This window comes from Tistrella sp., assembly GCF_002684955.1.
GTDB classification, from domain to species: domain Bacteria; phylum Pseudomonadota; class Alphaproteobacteria; order Tistrellales; family Tistrellaceae; genus Tistrella; species Tistrella mobilis.
This window is the reverse complement of record NZ_NYWI01000030.1, coordinates 240237-253883: the sequence shown is the minus strand read 5'-3', so window position 1 is coordinate 253883 and position 13647 is coordinate 240237. Positions and strand designations below refer to the sequence as shown.

Here is a 13647-nt window from a genome sequence, read left to right as displayed (position 1 = left end):
TCTCAAATCCCACGCAGTTGCGCCAAATCCGATCAATTATACGGTGGCCTATGTCCACGAGGCCGGTCGCGATCCGGAACTGAGCCGGGCGATCGACGGGCTGTTGGCCGATGGCGGGCAGCTGACCCCGGATTTCCTGCGGGAAGCCTTCGAGCGGCATTTCGGCATGGCCCGCGAGGCCCAGGCGGTCCGCGAGGGCGGCGCCCGGCTTGCAGCAGAGGCGGAACGGGCGCTCAGCGCCGCGGAAGGCGCCCGCTCGGCGCTCGACACGGCCGCCGACGAGGCCCAGCGCCTGGCCGAGCGGCTGGAGCAGGGCGACACGATCGATCCCCGCCGCCTGGCCGAGGCGGCCCGGGGGCTGGCGCTGCTGGCCCGGCGCACGGCCCAGCGGACCGAAGGCGCGGTGCGTTCGCTCGATGCCGCCACCGATCAGATCGGCGGTGTCCGTCGCGATCTGGACAAGGTCCGGCGCGAACTCGCCACCGATCCGCTCACCGGTCTTGCCAACCGCCGGCATTTCGAGCTGCGCCTGGGCGAAGAGATCGCATTGGCCCGCGAGACCGGCGACCCGCTGACCGTCATGCTGGTCGATGTCGAGGGCTTCGACGCCATTGCCGCCACCCATGGGCCCGGCATCGGCGACCAGGTGTTGCGGCTGGTGGGCAAGACGCTCGCCGACGGCGTGCGCGGACGCGATGTCGCCGCCCGCTTCGGCGCCCAGCGCTTCGCCGTTGCCCTGCCCCATACCACCGAAAGCGAATCCGGCGCCATCGCCGAGCAGATCCGCAACATCGTCTCCGGCCGGCGGATCGTGCGTCGCGACAATCGGGAAGCGGTGGGCCGGATCGCGCTCTCGGTCTCGCGCGCGACCCTGCAGCCGGGCGAGGATATCGGCCGGCTGATCGCCCGCGCCGAGGCCGGGCTGGACGGCCGCCGCATGCGCGGCGCCCGCTGATCCGAGGCCGGCCCGGCCGGCACCGCCCGACCCGCGCCCATCCACGCCCCGCGGAACTTTTTTCGCGGGGCGTCGTTCTGCACTGATCCACTCAGCGCCGGGCCGCGTATCCATCGGGTAAAGGAACCAATGGCCTGAAAGGCCGGTCCATGACCGATGAGACCTGCATCCGTCCGCGCCTTGCGGCGCGGGGAGGAGTCCTGTTAGATGGCGCCATGAGCACGGTGAGTGGTCGTGGCGGCCCGTCCGACGGATCGCGCACGGTATCTGAACGCATGGCCGATCTGATGGTCCTGGTCGCACACGACCGGGATCGTCGGGCATTCGCCGAGCTGTATGCGTGGTTCGCGCCCCGTGTGAAGGGTTTCCTGATCCGGCGCGGCCTCGATGCCCAGCGGGCTGAAGAAGTCGCCCAGGAAGCCATGCTGACCGTCTGGCGCAAGGCCGACCGGTTCGACCGGCGCCAGGCATCGGTGGCGACCTGGATCTTCACCATCGCCCGCAACCGCAGCATCGACGAATTGCGCCGCGAGAAGCGGCCGGAGATCGAGCTGGACGACCCGACCCTGGTCGGGGACGGCCTGGCCCAGCCGGCCGAAACTGCCTATGCCGCCGGCCAGGAGGCCGAACGGCTGAAGGCGGCCATCGGAACCCTGCCCGAGGAGCAGGCCCGCCTGCTGCATATGGCGTTCTTCGAGGACAAGTCCCACAGCGCCATTGCAGAGAGCGAAGACCTTCCCCTCGGTACGGTCAAGTCACGGTTGAGACTGGCGCTGTCCAAACTCAGGGCGGCGCTGGGGCCGGTACACTGATGGAGCATCACGAGACGATGGGTCCGCAGCACCACATGCCGGAGGCGTGGCTGGTCGATTACGCGGCCGGCACGCTGGACGAGGCGAACGCCCTGCTGGTCGCCTGCCATGCCGCGCTGTGCCCGACCTGCCGCGAGACGCTGCGCCTGCTTGACGCGACAGGCGGGGCCCTGCTCGAGGATCAGGCACCGGTCGCACTGGCGGATGACGCGCTGGCCGCACTCTTTGCCCGGATCGATGCCGAGGATGCCGCGGCCGAGCCGGCGCGGCCCGGCCACCGGCCCGGTCACCAGACCGTGGATCTGGACGCCCTGCTGCCGGCGGGCGACGGCACGCTGCGCCTGCCGAGGCCGCTGCTCGCCTATCTGCCCACCGCCCCCCAGGATCTGCCCTGGCGCTGGAACGGTCCCGGCGTCCATGTCATCGACCTTGCGGTCGGCCGGCATCCGGGCACCCGTACCGTGCTGATGAAGATCGGCGCCGGTCGCGCCATGCCCCAGCATACCCACAAGGGCACCGAGGCATTGATGGTCCTGGCCGGCGGCTATCGCGACGAGAGCGGCGACTTCTTCCCCGGCGACGTCGCGATCTCGACCGGTGAGGTGGATCATCGCCCCATCGCCCATGACGACGGCGAATGCCTGTGCCTTGCGGTGCTCGACGCCCCGATCTCGCTGACCGGCACCGTCGGCCGGCTGCTCAACCCCTTCATCCGCTTCTGAGCGCCACCCCGAGGCCTTGAACTGCGGGGATTGCGGCATCATCCTGACCGCCGGGCGCACAGTGGAGGCGGAGAGGGTGATGATGAGCGATCCGGTTCTGGTCGAAGTGGTCCGCGGCGGCTTCGTCGAAAGCCGCCATCGCGGCGCTGTCGTGGTGTGCGATGCACGGGGCCGTGTGATCCTGGCGCTGGGCGATGGCGACCGGCCGGTTTTTCCCCGCTCTGCCACCAAGCCGATCCAGGCTCTGCAGCTGATCGAAAGCGGCGCGGCCGATGCGATGGGGTTGAGCGCGGCGGAACTGGCCCTCTCTCAGGCCAGCCATAACGGTGAGCCGATGCATGTCGGCCGGGTGTCCGCCTGGCTGGATCGGATGGGGCTCGGCACCGAGGACCTGATCTGCGGTGCCCACTGGTCGTCGCACGACGCAACCGCCCGCGCCATAGCGCGCGACGGCGGCGCACCCTCCCGTGCCCACAACAACTGTTCCGGCAAGCATTGCGGCTTCCTGGCCACCGCCCGCCATCTGGGCGAGGCCATCACTGGCTATGGAGATCGGGACCACCCGGTACAGCGGCGCTGGCGGGATGCCCTGTCGGAGCTGGGCGACCATCCGCTGGATGATGCGCCCGAAGGCATCGACGGCTGCGGCATCCCGGTGATCGCCATGCCGCTTCGGTCCCTCGCGCTCGCCTTCGCCCGCATTGCCGACCCCTCGCGCGAAACCGCCGCCCGACGCGATGCCATGGCCCGGTTGAGCCGGGCCGTCTGGTCGGCGCCCGAGATGATCGCCGGCACAGGCCGCCTCTGTTCCGCCATCGCCCGTCAGGCCAAGGGCCGGGTGCTGGCCAAGGTCGGCGCCGAAGGCGTCTATGCCGCAGCCCTGCCCGGCCTGGGTCTCGGGGTGGCGCTCAAGGTCGAGGACGGGGCGGTCCGGGCCGCCGAAACCGCCCTGCTGGCCACGCTCGCCCGGCTCGGCGTGTTCGATGCCGCCGATCTGGATGCGCTCGCCCCCTGGAGCCGGCGCGGCATCACCAGTTGGGCCGGTGCCGAGGTCGGCGTGATCCGGCCATCCGATGCCTTCATCTGAAAAGACACGGGGCATCCGAAACGACACGGGGGCCGGCACCGCGGATGCGATGCCGGCCCCCATATCTGTTCAGGCAACCGGTATGATCGGCCGACGGCCGGTCAGGCGAGACCGGGCGCCACCTTGAATTCGGCCTCGGTACGGGCCTTGACCTCGTCGACCGTCAGGCCCGGGGCCAGCTCGATCAGGGTCAGACCGTCCTCGAAGCTGAACACGCCGACCTCGCTGATCAGCAGGTCGACGCAGGCCTTGCCGGTCAGCGGCAGGCTGCATTCCTTGACCAGCTTGGCCGAGCCGTCCTTGGCATTGTGGTCCATGATGACCACCACGCGCTGAACGCCGGCCACCAGGTCCATGGCGCCGCCCATGCCCTTGACCATCTTGCCCGGGATCATCCAGTTGGCGAGATCGCCGGTCTCGGAGACCTGCAGCGCGCCCAGGATCGACAGGTTGATATGGCCGCCACGCACCATGGCGAAGCTGGTCGCACTGTCGAAATAGCTGGAATAGGACAGTTCGGTGATCGTCTGCTTGCCGGCATTGATCAGGTCGGGGTCGACCTCGTCGTCATAGGGGAAGGGCCCCATGCCGAGCATGCCGTTCTCGGAATGCAGCACCACATGCACGCCGTCGGGGATGTAGTTCGCGACCAGCGTCGGGATGCCGATGCCGAGATTGGCGTAGAAGCCGTCCTTCAGCTCCTTCGCCGCGCGACGGCACATGTCTTCGCGAGTCCAGGCCATGGTCACGCCTCCCCACGGGCACGAGTGGTGCGCTGCTCGATGCGCTTCTCGTAATTGCTGCCGGCCAGGATCCGCTGGACGAAGATGCCGGGGGTATGGATCGCGTCGGCGCCAAGGGCACCCGGCTCGACCAGTTCCTCGACCTCGGCCACGGTCACCTTGCCCGCGGTCGCCATCATCGGATTGAAGTTCCGGGCGGTCATCCGATAGATCAGATTGCCCTCGGTATCGCCCTTCCAGGCCTTCACGATCGACAGATCGGCGACCAGGCCGCGCTCCATGACGTACTGCTCGCCATCGAACTCGCGGACTTCCTTGCCGTCGGCGACGATGGTGCCGACGCCGGTCTTGGTGAAGAAGGCCGGGATACCGGCACCGCCGGCGCGGATGCGCTCGGCCAGCGTGCCCTGCGGGTTGAACTCAAGCTCCAGCTCGCCCGCGAGGTACTGCTTCTCGAAGGTCTTGTTCTCGCCCACATAGGACGAGACCATCTTCCGCACCTGCCGGGTCTCGAGCAGGATGCCGAGGCCGAAGCCGTCGACGCCCGCATTGTTCGAGATGACAGTCAGGTCGCGAACGCCGGACTCGCGGATCGCAAGGATCAGGTTTTCCGGAATGCCGCACAGTCCGAAGCCGCCGGACATGATGGTCATGCCGTCCCTGAGCAGGCCGGCGAGCGCCGCCACCGCGTCAGGGTAGACTTTCTTGCTCATGCATACCGCCTTTTCTCGCGAGGGTTTCCCCCCGATGATACCCCCGGTCCCCGTTTGATAAGCGGCGGGGCCGACGCTGTCAATGAGCGCCGCCCCTGGCCGGGGCGAAACCGCGGATATCCGGCAAGTGCTTGGCCCGCCGGGCTTTGGGCGGCCGGCCGTCGGGATCGGGGGCCGCATCCATACGGCGTTCGCTGCCGCCTGCATTCCGGCCATGCGCAAGCAGGGGTCCGCAGACCATTGGCATCGCCGCCGATCGGGGGGCTATTGTCTCGTCACCCGCCGCGATCCGCCCGTCAGGTTCCCCAGATGCCCGTCCGTCCTGTCCCGTCCGCCCCGGTCGATCCGGGCCGCGCCCTGATCGTGGGCGGGCTCTGGATGACCGCCGCCTGCGGCATGCTGGCCCTGCTTGCGGCCGAGATCCGCATGGCGGCCCAGCATGTCCACCCGCTGGAGGTGGTGTTCTTCCGCAACCTGTTCGGCGTGGTGCTGATGGTGCCCATGCTGCGCCGGCTGCCGCTGCCCTATGATTTCCGGCGGCGCTGGACCCTGTTCGGGCTGCGCGGGCTGACCAGCTTCCTGGCGATGTCCACCTGGTTCTTCGCCGTGGCGACCATCCCGCTTGCCGATGCGGTGGCGCTGAACTTCACCCTGCCGCTCTTTGCAACCCTGCTCGCCGTCATCACCCTGGGTGAAACGGTGCGGGCCCGGCGCTGGACCGCGCTGGCGGTGGGCTTCGCCGGCACGCTGGTGGTGCTGCGCCCCGGCTTTACCGAGGTGTCGGCCGGCACCATCGCCGCGCTCGCCTCGGCGCTGTTCATGGCCTCGTCGGCGATCTCGATCCGGCGCATGGCCGCCCATGACGGGCCGGCGGTGATCACCTTCTGGTCCAATATCGTGATGACGCCGATCTCGCTGATCCCGGCCGCCTTCGTCTGGACCTGGCCGGGCTGGGAGGGCTGGGCCTGGCTGCTGCTGGTGGGCGCCACCGCCATCATCGCCCAGATCTTCCTGTCCCGCGCCTATGCCGCCGCCCCCCCCTCGGCGGTGATGCCGTTCGACTTCACCCGCCTGCCCTTTGCGGTGCTGATCGGCCTTGCCTTCTTCGACGAGGTACCGGACCCCTGGACCTTGGTCGGCGCAACCGTCATCATCGGCTCGGCCGTCTACATCACCCGCCGCGAGGCGCGGCTGGCCAGCCGGCCCACGGCCGGGCAGATCACGACGGCACCACAGCCCGACCGCCCCGAAATCACGTCCGAGGACAAATGACCGACCGTGAGACAAGCCGCCCCGCCCTCGCCACCATTCTCGCCGTCAATCAGCGCGAGGCGGTGGAGCGCGTGGAAGCCGGCGACGGCCGGCCGCTCTGGCGGCTGATCTGGTTCGGTGCCTCGCGCATCGGCATGGGGGATGCCGGGCTCGAAGCCCTGCAGGATGCGCTGGGCGAAGACTTCCCCGACTTCCTGGCCGAAGTGGATCGCGGCGAGGAAGAGGCCGAACGGGTGCTGGAGCTGGACCTGCCCGGCGACGGGCCGGAAGACGAGCGCGCCGCCCGTGCGATCGCGGTCGCGGCCAACCCGAGCGCGATCGTGTTCTCGGGCGTGTTCGAGGGCGCGCCCTCGGCCGGTGGCGCCTCGCGGCCGATGATCCAGCACGAGGATGACGAGGGCGAGGAACTGATCGCGGGCGACGGTGCCCGCTGGCTGGCCGTGGTCGCGGTGGACCGAAGCCGCGGGCGGCTGGCCCTCAGCCGGGTGGTTGAACGCGGCGGGCGCCCGACGGTGGTGCCGCCTGCAGGCGACGACGACCTCGATGCCTTCCACGACCTGATCGACTGGCTGGCCGGCTGGGCCGGCTGGACGCCGGTCGGCACCCGCACCCTCGACTCCTGACCGCCGGCCTCACGCCGCGCGATGGCTTCGGCCCTGATCCGGCAACCGGGCGCTCGCCTGCGGCGCGACCCGGCCGTCGCGGGGTGACCCGCGGGTCGGCCGGGCTTGACCCCTGCCGCTGAATGGCGGATCAATGCCCGGCGATGGGGGAGAATTCCGGAGGTCGCCGCCCCGCGCCCCGGCCCCGCAGCGACAGCGATCGAGGAGACCAGGACCCATGCAGATCAACGGTGTTGCCGCAGTCGTGACCGGTGGTGCCTCCGGCCTGGGCGCCGGCACGGCCCGGGCGCTCGCCGCCGCCGGCGCCAAGGTGACCGTCGTCGACCTGAACGAGCAGGCGATCGAAGAGCTGGCGCGCGAGATCGGCGGCCTCTCGATCAAGCTGGACGTGACCGACCCGGCCGCCGCCGAGGCCGCCTTCGAAACGGCCGCCGCCGCCCATGGCCCGGTCCGCATCCTGGTCAACTGCGCCGGTATCGCGCCCGCCTTCAAGGTGCTCGGCAAGGAAGGCCCGGCCTCGCTCGACGCCTTCTCGAAGGTGGTGAACGTCAATCTGATCGGCACCTTCAACATGATCCGCCTTGCCGCCGCCCAGATGGCGAAGGCCGATCCGGTGACCCAGGACGGCGAGCGCGGCGTGATCATCAACACCGCCTCGATCGCGGCTTTTGAAGGCCAGGTCGGCCAGTCGGCCTATTCGGCGTCGAAGGGCGGTGTGGTCGGCCTGCTGCTGCCGGTTGCGCGTGAACTGGCCCAGCACGGCATCCGCATGTGCACCATCGCCCCGGGCATCTTCGGCACGCCGATGCTCTTCGGCCTGCCGCAGCAGGTTCAGGACAGCCTGGGCGCCAGCGTGCCCTTCCCCTCGCGCCTCGGCCGGCCCGAGGAATATGCGGCGCTCGCCCGCCACATCGTCGAGAACAGCATGCTGAACGGCGAGGTCATCCGCCTGGACGGCGCCATCCGCATGTCGGCGCGCTGAACCGCCGCCGGGCCCGGCAGGGCCGCAAAAACGACAGGGAAAGGGCCGCTGCCCCGCGACGGGGAGCGGCCCTTTCCCTGTGACCGGTCAGGTGGACAGGCCGCTGCCGGCTGCCGCCTCTTCGATCACCCGGGCGAGCTTCGCGTCGCGCGCCGACAGGCCGTCGGCATCATGGGTGGTCAACAGAATCGTGACCCGGTTGTAGACGTTCGACCATTCGGGATGATGGTCCTGTCCGTCGGCCGCAATGGCGACCCGGGTCATGAAGCCGAAGGCGGCCTTGAAGTCGGTGAAGCGGAAGGTCTTCTCGATCGCGTCACGGCCTTCCACCTCGGTCCAGCCGGAGAGCGAGGCAAGAAGTTCGGCACGGGCGGCGGGGTCGAGCTTTTCGACCATGTCGGGGCTCCCCATATCGCGTCCACGGGCCTCTGGCGCCCGCGGATCCCTGACCACCAGAAGGGCCAGCAGGCGCAGGGCCTGTCAACCCGAGAGACGTGACATCCCAACGGAGACGCAAGCCCGATGACCGCTGCCGAGGACGATCCGGCCCGCCGCTATGGCAATCTCGTGGCGCCCGGCCTCGATGTGTTCGATGCGATCGCCGATCAGGCCTTCGGCAGCCTGCCAGCCGCCTTCCGCGAGGCGATCGGCCCGGTCGCCATCCGGGTCGAGGATTTTCCCGACGACGAGACCCTGGCCGAGATGGGCATCGAAGACCCGTTCGGCCTGCTTGGCCTCTATCGTGGCGTGCCGCTGACCGAGCGGTCACTGACACAGCCGCAGGCCTGGCCGGACATGGTCTTCCTCTACCGCCGCCCGCTGCTCGACGCCTGGGCCGAGACCGAGGGCGAGGCCGCCGGTTCGACGCTCTACGAGCTGATCCGCCATGTGCTGATCCATGAAATCGGCCATCATTACGGCTTTTCGGACGAGGATATGGAGCGGATCGAGGCGGATTGACCGCCGCCTCGCCCCCGCGCGCAGACCCCCCGAGGTCTCCGCAGCCGTCAGGCGCCCTGCCAGCCCATGCGCTCCAGGAACCAGCCCGGCACGGGCGCCGAGCGACCGGCCTTCATGTCGGTATAGACCCAGATGATCTCGCCGGTGGAGAGCAGCGCGTCCTCGCCCTTGGGATGGATTTCGATCGCGAAGGTCACGCTCGACCGGCCGGCCGCGCCGATGCGCACGCAGACATCGATCTCGTCGTCGAACCGGATCGGCCGCTTGTATTCGACGGTCGCCTTGACCAGGTGGAAGTCGAAAGTGTCGGGCGAGAAGTGATCGTTATAGCCGATCTCGCGCGAGCGCAGAAATTCCGTGATCGCGGTGTCGAAATAGGTCAGGTAATGCGCGTTGAACACCACGCGCTGACCATCCACCTCGGAATAGCGGATGCGGAAGGGGAAATGGAACGCGAAATCCGAACGGGCCATGGGGGAGGGCGTCTCCTGGGTGCGGGCGCCTCGCGGGATGCGGGCGCCTCTCTTTGATCTGCCGCCGCCCAAACGGGCCGGGGCATGCGGTGCCTATCCTAGACGGGCCGGCAACGGCCGGCCAGATCCCGTGGTGCAACGCCCGTGGGGCTTGACAGCCCGGCGCATCGGTATACCATCGCGGACATGAGCATGATCGGACATCGCCATACGCGCGGTTTTGCGCGAATTACGGGCCCGGCCCTCTTCTGAGGGGGCCGGGGGTTTTCCCGTCTTGCGATGAGGGTCGCTGCCGGCTTGCGGCGCCTGCGGCCCGCCACCAGATCGATGCGTTGGTCCCGATGACCGTCTCTGTCTTCGTCTTCCCCCGCAGCTGCGTCTCTGTCCGACACCGCCGGCGTCACACTGCATGCTGGACCGGTCTTCGAATTATCGGCCCGGTTCTCCGCTGAGGACCGGGAGACCAGATGACGGCATGCGATGTCCCCCTGCCCGCCCGTGACGGTTGCGGCAGGCGGATGTCGGGACAGAGACCGTGACCGGAAAACGGCCCCCGACAACGGCAGGGCCCCGGTTACCGACGACGAGGACCGCCCCCATGTTGACCGCCACCCTCAGCACCACCACCGCCCATCTCGCCCCGGCCGCCGAAGCGGTGGCGCCTGCCACCGCCTGCTTCTTCGTGGTCGCCGCCGCCGAGGTCGGCACCATGTCGCGGGTGCTGGAAGTCTTCGCCCTGCGCAGCCTGCTGCCGTCGCGCTGGCACAGCCAGCGGGTCGGTGGCCGTGCGGACGAGGTTCATATCGACGTTCAGCTCGACGACGTTGCACCGGGCGAGGCCGAAAAGCTGGCGCGCAAGCTCCGCCAGCTGGTCGAGGTCCGCCAGGTGCTGATCACCTTCAAGGCGGTGGCCGACTAGGCCCCGCCCTCCCCGCACCCGTCCCGACCGGCATCCGCCCCTCCGATGATGCCCCGGGACGGCGGCGGCATGTCTCCGCCTGCGATCCACGCCCCCTTCCCCCGGATCGTGCGCGCTGATCCCCATGACATGCCGGCCCCGAAGCCCGGCCCGCGGCGCCCCACCGCGCGGCCGGGCTTTTCCGTCCGGGGCGGCCGGGCTCAATCGGCGGCAGCCAGCCCCAGCCGCCGGCGGATGTCGGCCGGCGTGACACCCGCCTCGCGCAGATCGGCAAGCCGCACGCCGGGCGTGCGCTTGGCCAGCCGTCGGCCCTGATCGTCGGTCAACAGGCGATGATGCCGCCAGACCGGTACCGGCCAGCCCGTCAGCGCCTGAAGCAGACGGTGGAGATGGGTTGCCGCCTCCAGATCGCGGCCGCGGATGATGTGGGTGATGCCCTGCAATGCGTCGTCATGCGTGACCGCCAGGTGATAGCTGGCCGGCACGTCCTTGCGCGCCAGCACCACGTCGCCGTGAATGGCCGGCGTCGCCTTCACCGGCCCCCCATCCATATCGGTCCAGCTGAGGCCGGCGGCATCGGTCCGGCTGAGGCTGGCGGCGTCGGTCCGGCTGAGGCTGGCGGCGTCGGTCCGGCTGAGGCTGGCGGCGCCGGTCCGGTTGAGGCTGGCGGCGCCGGTCCGGTTGAGGCTGGCGGCGCCTGGCCCCAGGGCGGCCAGCGCTGCCGCCATGTCCAGCCTGAGGGCGTGCGGGTGCCCCGCCGCCAGCCTGGTCGCACGCGCGGCAGGCGTCAGCCTGCGGCAGGTGCCGGGATAGAGCGGGCCGTCGGGTCCCGCAGGCGGCGGGCCGTGGGGCGCCGAGGCACTGGCCGCAATCTCGGCCTCGATCTCCGACCGGGTGCAGAAGCAGGGATAGACCAGGTCCCGTGCCGTCAGTTGGTCCAGCACGGTGCGATAGTCGTCGAAATGCTCCGATTGCCGGCGCACCTCGCCATCCCAGCTCACCCCCAGCCAGTCCAGGTCCCGGAAGATCGCCTCGACGAATTCGGGGCGGCACCGGGTGGTGTCGATATCTTCGATCCGCAGGATGAAACGTCCGCCATGCGCCCGGGCGTAATCGTGAGACAGGATCGCCGACAATGCATGGCCCAGATGCAGCAGCCCCGTCGGGCTTGGCGCGAAGCGGGTGACCGGCATCACGGCCGGGGGCGCGGGATCGATGGTCTGGCTCATCCGGCCTTCTCCGGGTCTTTCAGGTGCATATGCAACCGTGGGACGATTAACGAAAACGATAATTGACTCTCGGTCCTGTCCTGACAGAGGATATCAACCAGAGGTCGTTATGGTTTGGGTTTCATATTGCAATAAAGCTGCAAAGGGACTGCAGCAAAGACCATGAAACCCCCAGGCGACGCGGAATGTCCATCACGGGCGACGCGGGCGGCGCGCGCCCCGCCTTCAGGATTTGCCGGTCTCAGGGCGGGATCGGGTCATTCGGGGGCAGGCAAGGCTGGCGCCAGCTTGAGGAGTGGTATCATGACGATCAGGGTCATCGACGTGACACTCCGCGACGGCGGATATGTCAACGATCACGGCTTTACGCCGCAACAGGCTGCAGCACTGGTGGCAGGCCTTGCGGCATCGGGCCTCGACTATGTGGAGATCGGCTATTACCGGCCCCATGACGAGGCCCTGTACGACGGCCGGCCGGCAGCCTGCTGCCCGGCCTGGTATGTCGATCAGATGCGCCGGGTGTCGGACCGCACCGGTCTGACGGTGATGGCGCATGTCCATCAGGTGATGCTGGACGACTATGCCCGCCTCGCCGATCAGGGCGTGCGGCTGGTGCGCATGCCGGCGACGCCGGCCCGGCTCGATGCCGCGCTCACCCATGCAGAGCGCATCCGCTCTCTGGGCATGGAAGCGGCGATCAATCTGATCCGGGCATCGGAACAGCCGCTGGATCTGGCGCCCGACGTGGCACGGCGTGCCCGGGATGCCGGTGCCAACTGGTTCTACATCGCCGACAGCAATGGCGGGCTTTATCCGCACGAAGTGTCGCGGCGCATCTCGGACATCGTGGCGGCCACGGGCCCGGCCGGCCCCGGTATCGGTTTCCATGCCCATGACGGGCTCCGTCTCGGCTTTGCCAACACATTGGCTGCGATCGAGGCCGGCGCCGTCATCGTCGACGGGTCGCTGGGCGGCATGGGCAAGGGCGGCGGCAACTGCCAGACCGAGGCGCTGGCCGTGCATCTGCATCGTGGCCAGGGCCGGGCCTTCGCCCATGAGCGGCTGGCGCGGCTGATCTCGGAGCATCTGCTCGACTGGGTCGACCGGCGGGCCTTCGCGCTCTACGAGAACTGCCTCGCCGCATCCATGAACCTCAATCTCGACGATCTTCGGGCGCTGCGCGAAGACGCGGCCCGTGACGGCCGTGCCTTCCTGGATGTGCTTGCCGGCCGGCTGGCCGGTCTGATGCAGCCGGCGGAAGCAGGCGCCCTGGCCCGCGGCGCGGCCTGAACCGCGACCGCCCCGGCTCCATTCCCGTTCTCACCAAACGATCCACCCACGCGACGACTGGAAGGTTCGACATGACGGACTTCGTCGAAACGCTCGACCGCATGATTGCCGAGCGCAAGAAGATGACCAGCCCGCTCTATCAGCTGATCATGAGCGGCAAGGCGACGCAGCGGCTGCTGCAGAACTTCGTCATCCACCGCTGGCCGATCAAGAACTTCTGGACCCGCAACATCCTGGGCATCGCCTCGCGGATCGACGATTACGAGCTGCGCATCTCGCTGGTCGAGAACATCTACGAGGAAGAGACCGGCCGGCTGACCGACAGCCGCCGCCACCTGCTCTCCTTCGTCGATTTCGGCAACTCGGTCGGCGTCACCATGGATGACATTCAGGCCGCCCCGCTGCTGCCCGAGACCCAGGCGGTGATCGACCACAATGTCGGCGTCTGCAACAACACCGCCGTCCATTTCACGGCCGGCGTCGCCTCGGTGCTGCTGCTGATGGAAGGCCAGCCGCCGATCGTGAACCCGCAGAAGCGTTCGATGCTCGACGTGATGCGCGACGTCTATCAGCTGCCGCCCGAGGGCTATGACTACTTCGTCCATCATGCGTCGTCGACCGAGGGCGACGATCATGTGAGCGAGCTCGAGGACGAGCATGCCTCGGTCGCGCGTGAGCTGCTGCGCCGCTACGCCAACACTCCCGAGCTGCAGGACCAGTGCGTGCGCATGCTGGGCCGGGCGCTGGATCTGCGCCACGCCCATTTCGACGCCATGCTGCGCAACTTCTACGACCCGGCCGAAGCGCCGTTCCGCTACCAGGACGTCGCCGCCTGAGCTGACCGGGTCCGGGGCCGCCGTACATGCG

16 protein-coding genes are annotated in these 13647 nt (G+C 69.0%); 11 read left to right on the top strand and 5 right to left on the bottom strand.

The window, feature by feature from the left end; translation table 11 throughout:
* The first annotated feature begins 43 nt into the window (after positions 1-43).
* From CMO28_RS10105 to CMO28_RS10090, 4 genes are all read left to right on the top strand, one after another.
* A complete protein-coding gene (locus CMO28_RS10105) occupies positions 44-955 on the top strand; it encodes a sensor domain-containing diguanylate cyclase (protein ID WP_296713068.1) in 912 nt (303 codons plus the stop codon).
* 215 nt (positions 956-1170) lie between these two features.
* Entirely contained in the window at positions 1171-1767 is a 597-nt protein-coding gene (locus CMO28_RS10100; RefSeq protein ID WP_322111321.1) for a sigma-70 family RNA polymerase sigma factor, read from the top strand.
* Between the two features lie 17 nt (positions 1768-1784).
* Complete coding sequence (locus CMO28_RS10095; protein ID WP_296713066.1) at positions 1785-2489, top strand: ChrR family anti-sigma-E factor; 705 nt, start codon at positions 1785-1787, stop codon at positions 2487-2489.
* A 79-nt stretch (positions 2490-2568) separates the two neighbouring features.
* The gene (locus CMO28_RS10090; RefSeq protein ID WP_296713064.1) at positions 2569-3576 is read left to right on the top strand and encodes an asparaginase; all 1008 of its coding nucleotides are present in this window, start codon (positions 2569-2571) and stop codon (positions 3574-3576) included.
* 101 nt (positions 3577-3677) lie between these two features.
* Here the strand turns inward: CMO28_RS10090 and CMO28_RS10085 are convergent, their stop codons facing one another.
* Complete coding sequence (locus CMO28_RS10085) at positions 3678-4319, bottom strand: CoA transferase subunit B (protein ID WP_014746674.1); 642 nt, start codon at positions 4317-4319, stop codon at positions 3678-3680.
* Positions 4320-4321: 2 nt separating this feature from the next.
* On the bottom strand, positions 4322-5032 hold the full coding sequence (locus tag CMO28_RS10080) for a CoA transferase subunit A (RefSeq protein ID WP_062761522.1): 711 nt from the start codon (positions 5030-5032) through the stop codon (positions 4322-4324).
* Between the two features lie 309 nt (positions 5033-5341).
* Between CMO28_RS10080 and CMO28_RS10075 the strand changes: the two genes are divergently transcribed.
* The 3 genes from CMO28_RS10075 to CMO28_RS10065 all read left to right on the top strand — a co-directional run bounded on the left by CMO28_RS10075 (position 5342) and on the right by CMO28_RS10065 (position 7909).
* Positions 5342-6304: a DMT family transporter gene (locus CMO28_RS10075; RefSeq protein WP_296713061.1), complete on the top strand. Its 963-nt coding sequence runs from the start codon at positions 5342-5344 to the stop codon at positions 6302-6304.
* Positions 6301-6927: a hypothetical protein gene (locus tag CMO28_RS10070; protein ID WP_014746677.1), complete on the top strand. Its 627-nt coding sequence runs from the start codon at positions 6301-6303 to the stop codon at positions 6925-6927. The genes CMO28_RS10075 and CMO28_RS10070 overlap by 4 nt, the downstream gene beginning before the upstream one ends.
* 217 nt (positions 6928-7144) lie before the next feature.
* Entirely contained in the window at positions 7145-7909 is a 765-nt protein-coding gene (locus tag CMO28_RS10065) for an SDR family NAD(P)-dependent oxidoreductase (RefSeq protein WP_296713059.1), read from the top strand.
* An 87-nt stretch (positions 7910-7996) separates the two neighbouring features.
* Here the strand turns inward: CMO28_RS10065 and CMO28_RS10060 are convergent, their stop codons facing one another.
* The gene (locus tag CMO28_RS10060; RefSeq protein ID WP_014746679.1) at positions 7997-8305 is read right to left on the bottom strand and encodes a 4a-hydroxytetrahydrobiopterin dehydratase; all 309 of its coding nucleotides are present in this window, start codon (positions 8303-8305) and stop codon (positions 7997-7999) included.
* A 126-nt stretch (positions 8306-8431) separates the two neighbouring features.
* On the opposite strand from CMO28_RS10060, the gene CMO28_RS10055 reads away from it, so the two are divergent.
* Positions 8432-8869 carry a metallopeptidase family protein gene (locus CMO28_RS10055; protein ID WP_014746680.1) on the top strand — a complete coding sequence of 146 codons (438 nt, stop codon included), beginning with the start codon at positions 8432-8434 and terminating at the stop codon, positions 8867-8869.
* Between the two features lie 47 nt (positions 8870-8916).
* Here CMO28_RS10055 and CMO28_RS10050 read toward each other — a convergent pair whose 3' ends face one another.
* Positions 8917-9342 (bottom strand): acyl-CoA thioesterase, encoded by a 426-nt coding sequence (locus tag CMO28_RS10050; protein ID WP_062761525.1) that lies wholly within the window; start codon positions 9340-9342, stop codon positions 8917-8919.
* A 598-nt stretch (positions 9343-9940) separates the two neighbouring features.
* On the opposite strand from CMO28_RS10050, the gene CMO28_RS10045 reads away from it, so the two are divergent.
* On the top strand, positions 9941-10261 hold the full coding sequence (locus CMO28_RS10045; RefSeq protein WP_062761526.1) for a hypothetical protein: 321 nt from the start codon (positions 9941-9943) through the stop codon (positions 10259-10261).
* Positions 10262-10461: 200 nt separating this feature from the next.
* On the opposite strand, the gene CMO28_RS10040 is transcribed toward CMO28_RS10045, so the two are convergent.
* A complete protein-coding gene (locus CMO28_RS10040) occupies positions 10462-11490 on the bottom strand; it encodes a glutamate--tRNA ligase family protein (RefSeq protein WP_296713055.1) in 1029 nt (342 codons plus the stop codon).
* 303 nt (positions 11491-11793) lie between these two features.
* On the opposite strand from CMO28_RS10040, the gene CMO28_RS10035 reads away from it, so the two are divergent.
* Both CMO28_RS10035 and CMO28_RS10030 read left to right on the top strand, forming a co-directional pair.
* Entirely contained in the window at positions 11794-12780 is a 987-nt protein-coding gene (locus CMO28_RS10035; RefSeq protein WP_296713053.1) for a hypothetical protein, read from the top strand.
* Positions 12781-12851: 71 nt separating this feature from the next.
* On the top strand, positions 12852-13616 hold the full coding sequence (locus CMO28_RS10030; protein WP_062761528.1) for a TenA family transcriptional regulator: 765 nt from the start codon (positions 12852-12854) through the stop codon (positions 13614-13616).
* Positions 13617-13647 lie beyond the last annotated feature (31 nt).